Annotated in this window: 5 protein-coding genes and 1 pseudogene; all 6 read right to left on the bottom strand. The window is 44.7% G+C overall.

Annotated elements, in window-relative coordinates:
- Window positions 1-598, bottom strand: a 598-nt coding sequence (locus VIP81_RS31885) for a FecR domain-containing protein (protein ID WP_331971729.1), incomplete at its 3' end; no start/stop codon positions are given.
- Window positions 599-649: 51 nt separating this feature from the next.
- Window positions 650-1246 carry an RNA polymerase sigma-70 factor gene (locus VIP81_RS31890; protein ID WP_331971732.1) on the bottom strand — a complete coding sequence of 199 codons (597 nt, stop codon included), beginning with the start codon at window positions 1244-1246 and terminating at the stop codon, window positions 650-652.
- Between the two features lie 209 nt (window positions 1247-1455).
- Window positions 1456-3993, bottom strand: a complete 2538-nt coding sequence (locus tag VIP81_RS31895) for a DNA gyrase/topoisomerase IV subunit A (protein ID WP_331971735.1) — start codon at window positions 3991-3993, stop codon at window positions 1456-1458.
- A gap of 17 nt (window positions 3994-4010) precedes the next feature.
- The gene (locus VIP81_RS31900) at window positions 4011-4415 is read right to left on the bottom strand and encodes a hypothetical protein (RefSeq protein ID WP_331971738.1); all 405 of its coding nucleotides are present in this window, start codon (window positions 4413-4415) and stop codon (window positions 4011-4013) included.
- On the bottom strand, window positions 4412-5314 hold the full coding sequence (locus VIP81_RS31905) for a DUF1835 domain-containing protein (RefSeq protein ID WP_331971742.1): 903 nt from the start codon (window positions 5312-5314) through the stop codon (window positions 4412-4414). Before VIP81_RS31905 ends, VIP81_RS31900 begins: the two co-directional genes overlap by 4 nt.
- A 101-nt stretch (window positions 5315-5415) precedes the next feature.
- A pseudogene (locus VIP81_RS31910) lies at window positions 5416-5822 on the bottom strand (type IIA DNA topoisomerase subunit B); the annotation flags it as partial.

The following is a 5822-nucleotide window of genomic DNA, read 5'->3' on the forward strand; positions in this document are numbered from 1 at the left end:
GATACCGGCTATTTTTCTTGACTTCAAAAAAGGCTTCTCCTTCATCCAGGAATACTTCGCGGGTGCTTTTATCGAAGGGCATATTATAATACAAACTGCCGGAGCGGTTGAGCATCACCACGGAACTATCCGGCAATACCACCTTACGGATAGCATTGGCAGCTATCACCCTCACGCGATATTGCGGTGCAGCTAAAGTTTCGTTGGCCACTACCTGCGCTGGTTTCACAGTTGTAGTCCGCCAGTAATAAAATAAAGACAGCACGCCGATACAAAATATAACGGCTACGGCTATACGCCGAATCCATGGTAGCAGGCGCCTCACCACCGGTACCGTTGTGTGTTCTTCCGATATTTGCAAATCAGCGTCCTCCTCCGGTGTCAGCACTCCGCCCCCGCCGGTCTCCAATAAATAACCATTGTGCTCCCGCAGGTGCTGCAACATATCTGCACGGATAGCCTTCAATTCTGCCTCTGTAAGGTCCACGGGATTGTCTTCCGTAGCGGCCATCCATGCTTCGATCATGGCCTGATCAACGGCGCTGGCTTCTCCTTTCAGATAGCGTTCAACAATATTTTTGAATTCGGATGTACTCATGCTATAGTGAAGCAACAAAATCAAGCACGTAGTACCATTTTTAAATGTTAACTAAATGTTAAGGAAATAAATAATCCCTGGGAACAGCAGCGGGATCACGGTGGCCTCTTTTAAATGCATACGTAGGCGTAGCAAGGCTTTGGATAATTGGTTTTTCACGGTTTGCTCAGATAAACAGAGTTGCTGCGCTATTTCTGTAATAGATTTATGCTGCTGCCGGCTCAACAAATAAATTTCCCTCATTTTAGGCGGCAAGTGGTTCACGGCAATGGACAAAGCATGCTGTAGCTCCTTTTCACTTAATAAGTCCATGCTGGTGGCTCCTTCTACAGGCAAAGGCAGTAAATCCATTTCCTCACTTCCGGAAGTCTTCCTGGCCTGCGCTATTTTTTTCAATAACTCATATCGTACGGCTGTAAAAAGATAGGTGCGCAACGAGGCTGTTAGTTGCAGGGTACTTCTTCGTTTCCACAGGTTAATAAAAACATCCTGCACCGCGTCCTTAGACTCCTCTTTACTCTTGAGCCGCTTATAGGCAAAAAGAAAAAGCGGTTGCCAATACCTGTGATACAATACTTCATAAGCAGCACCATCATCGGCTGCCACAAGTAGTAAGAGTTCGGTTTCAGCTAAGTTTTCGTATTTCATTCCAACAATAAAAATATGGATGGGTGCAAATTAAACAACCATATTAAGATAGTGTTTTATTTAATTGTTAAGGGAAAAATGTTCCAAGAGCAGAAAGCAGAAAGGATAAAGCAAAAAGCTATTGAGGCGAATGAACAAAGTGGGAAATAATACCCGCTCTCTTCATTCGCCTCAATAGCTTTTTGCTTTATGCTTTATGCCTTCTGCTGTTAAAACAATTCTCCTTGTCCTCCTGCTGGTCCTTCTTCATTAGGATCCGGATCTTCATCTTCAGACAACAATTCCGCACTAATCAGGTCATCACCTGCAATCCTTGTTCCTACCGCTTTCCAGCCGGTTACTTCCACAAATTCAGAGAGATCTATTTCTTCTTCTTCCGGACTCCGTTTCTTGCCGGTTTTCAGCAATACAATGGGCTGGGTATGTGTAGTCACCATTTCCAGGTAGTTGGACGTGCCTTCTTTAATGAAGAGGAATTTATTATTCAATGTCTGCGTTTCAATTCTGAAACGTTTCACATTAAACTGTTTTTTATCTGCATCAAAATAAATAGCGGTCACCGTTTTTTCCGGGTTAAACTTCTCGATGTATACCACATCGCCGGATTCGTAACGGTTGGTCAGATCGTAGTTAGTGAGTTCATAGGTACCATTTTTAAAGGCAACAAAAATCTTGTCTTCCCCTTCAAATGCACCGATATACACGCCACGTTCTTCTGTATTTAAACGACCGGTTTCTGTATCGTACCAGATCTTTTGTCCTGCCAGTGTGGATACGCCTTTCTCCTTGAATTTCACACCACGGATCGGATACTTGGTTACCACGTTCCCCATGGAGCTGCGTCCTTTGATCGCAATGGTTTCGAAGAACAGGTCAAACTCCTTGTTGCGTGCGCTACAGTTAGGACTTAGTTTAATCGTCACCACTTCTGCTTCTCCGTTAGGATTGGAGGAGAAATACTGCACTTTGGAATTTTTCTCTCCTTTATGTGCGAGTTCGTATTCTTTATCGCGGGTAACACCCGTTACGTTGAAACGCTTGGCATAACTCACACCGGTTTTACCTTCCACGTAGATCATGTTATAGGTAGTACGTTCATCATTTTTACGGAATATATCCACGTGAATGATATCCTTACCTACAAAGGTTTTATCGGCGACTTTCGTTACCAGCATTTTACCATCCCGGCGGAATACGATGATGCTATCCAGGTCAGAACAATCTGCTACAAATTCATCTTTCTTCAGGGAGGTACCAATGAAACCATCTGCACGGTTTACATATATCTTGGTATTGGCAATCGCTACCTGTGCTACCTGGATGGTATCAAAGGTTTTGATAACTGTTTTACGTTCACGGCCTTTACCATATTTTTTCAGCAGGTTATCATAGTAGGCAACGGTGTAATCTACCAGGTTAGCCAGGTGATTTTTTACTTCCTTGATTTCTGCTTCAATATTTTTGATCTGTTCATTCAGTTCATTGATATCGAGGCGGTAAATTCTACGTACAGGCTTCTCCGTTAATTTCACAATATCTTCGCGGGTAATTTCACGTTTCAATTGTTTTTTGTACGGATTAAATCCTTTATCAATAGCTACCAATACGGCTTCCCAGTCCTTATGTTTTTGCTCCAGCTCTTTGTAAATACCTTTTTCAAAGAAGATCTTTTCCAGGGAGGTGTAATGCCATTTTTCCTGTAATTCTGCCAGCTTGATGTCCAGTTCCTGTTTCAGCAGGTCTTTGGTATACTCTGCGGAAGATTTCAGCAAATCGGAAGCGGTAAGGAATTGCGGCTTATCATTTACGATCACACAGGCATTCGGAGAAATGGATATTTCGCAATCTGTAAATGCGTACAATGCATCGATGGTAATATCCGGTGAAATACCGGGCGCCAGCTGCACTTCAATTTCCACTTCAGCGGCGGTATTATCCACCACTTTTTTCACTTTGATTTTGCCGCTGTCATTCGCTTTCACAATAGACTCCATCAGCTGGGTGGTGGTGATACCATGAGGTACATCCTTTATCAGCAGGGTCTTTTTATCCTTCTCTTCGATATGTGCACGTACACGTACTTTACCACCGCGTTTGCCGTCGTTGTAGTTAGCTACATCCACCATACCACCGGTTGTGAAATCGGGGAACAGTTCAAACTTTTTGCCCCGCAGGTACTTCACAGAAGCATCTATCAGTTCTATAAAGTTGTGTGGTAATATTTTGGTAGATAAACCTACGGCGATACCTTCTGCTCCCTGTGCCAATAACAGGGGGAATTTCATCGGCAATGCGAGGGGTTCATTTTTACGGCCGTCATAGCTGAGCTGCCAGGAAGTCGTTTTAGGATTAAAAGCTACGTCCAGTGCAAACTTCGACAGGCGCGCCTCAATATACCTGGCGGCTGCAGCATCATCACCTGTTCTTACATCTCCCCAGTTACCCTGTGTTTCAATAAGCAGATCCTTTTGGCCGAGGTTTACAATGGCATCACTAATGGAAGCATCCCCGTGCGGGTGATACTGCATCGTTTGCCCGATGACGTTTGCCACTTTATTAAAACGGCCATCATCCATTTCTTTCATGGCGTGCAGGATACGACGCTGTACGGGCTTCAACCCATCTTCCATGCTGGGCACTGCCCGCTCCAGGATTACATAGGAAGCGTAATCCAGGAACCAGCTCTCATACATGCCTCCAACGTGGATGACATTGTGCAGAGATTCGTCTGATGTTTTATTTTCCATGTCCATGTATAATACACTTACGGTTTTACGTTAATCATTTTTTCAAAATCCTCCCTCCATATACGTACACTGTCCTTTTGTACATCTTCCAGGGAGTTGAGTTCAATAAAGCAACAATCAGTAACAGCAATCAGTTCATGCCATACATTCACCGGCACTTCTACCCTGGCCGGTGCAGTTACTTCCGTTATCACTATTTCCTTTCCTCCCAGCGGACACCAGTGAATGGCGGCCTTGCCGGTAAAAAGATACAGTACTTCCGGATTCTTGTTGTCACTTTTTCCTTCGTGATAATGCTGCCCGCTACTGCTGCCCGCATTGCGGTAGCATACCAGGAAATCTCCCGTGCGGTTGCAATTCCAGAAATAACCGCTGCCGCGGTCATCAGCTCCCAACAGGTCAAGGGATGTTACCTTTATCATAGGGTCGTTGGATTTTCAGTGTTGTCCATAGTGGCGGCATTATCTGTACTTTCACCTGGCAACTTCACCTCAAAATCACGGATTGTTTTCAGTTCTCCCCTGCTTTCCAGTTTACCTTCGCGGATCAGCTCTTTCAGCCGCCAGCCCAGGAACTGGTCCATCACAGGGTATTTCAGTTTACCCGTTACCTGTTGTACAATCCGCCATGCTTTCACAAACTCTTTTCCACTCTGCGTTTGCAGCTCTTTATCGTAAAACAGGGTAGGCTCCCCTTTTATTTTCTTACCACCTTCCAGTAAACGGATACCGGCGTTTTCATTCATCAGCCGATGCCATTCATCTCCATCCAGCTCATATTCCGCCAATGAAATGGGGCGAGCCAGTTTCTTCGCTTTCAGGAATTCCTTCGGCAGGATCTGGTGCAGATGAGTAGGATAAAATACGGCTCCTTTCTCATTCAGGAAAGGCAGGTTGTTGAGGTAGATGATATGTATGCGTCCTGCAAAATCATACAACTGACTCACCAGCCAGTAATAGCCGCATACATCCCGGGCATTTTGTCCGGCCCAGATCCATACTTCCTGTTCAGGATTTTCCTTCAGTTGTGCTTTCAGGGTGTTGAAACGGTCTGCATCTTCCGGATCTTCTTCCACAGCTGGCGCCACTACCGGTGCCGGCTCTTCTTCCGCAGGTGCCGGCAACGGTGATATACCCGCCAGCTGCTGCCAGAACTGTTTACGTCCGGCTCTGCCTTCTTTTGTGTCCAGTATGAACAAGGGTCCAACCGACAGATCATCTTCAAAACAAAGAATATCTCCGCTCATTTTCTCATCCATCGCCACCGCTTCTCCCAGCACAGGAACTGAAGACTGACCAAAAACAATGTGTATTAAGCCCATAGATTGAATTACGAATTACGAATTACAAATTACGAATTACGGTCATACTCAAAGATCTTCGCGGATGTCCGTAATTCGTAATTCGTAATTCGTAATTCTCTTTATATCGTTTCTTCAACTAAATCCTTTTCGTACCGCAGGTTATTGATGATAAACTCCTGGCGGGTCTGGGTATTTTTACCCATATAGTATTCCAGTAACTTCTGGACATGAATATCTTTCGATAAAATAATCGGTTCAATACGGATATCTTCTCCGATGAAACGGCCAAATTCGTCAGGAGAAATTTCTCCCAATCCTTTAAAGCGGGTGATCTCCGGTTTGTTACCCAGTTTCTTCACCGCTTTCTGCTTTTCGTCTTCCGTGTAGCAATAGATCGTCTGTTGCTTGTTACGGACCCGGAACAACGGCGTTTCCAGGATATACACGTGTCCGTTTTTCACCAGATCAGGGAAAAATTGCAGGAAAAAGGTGAGCAGCAATAAACGGATATGCATACCATCTACGT

It is taken from the genome of Chitinophaga sp. (assembly GCF_036566945.1).
Taxonomy (GTDB): Bacteria; Bacteroidota; Bacteroidia; order Chitinophagales; family Chitinophagaceae; genus Chitinophaga.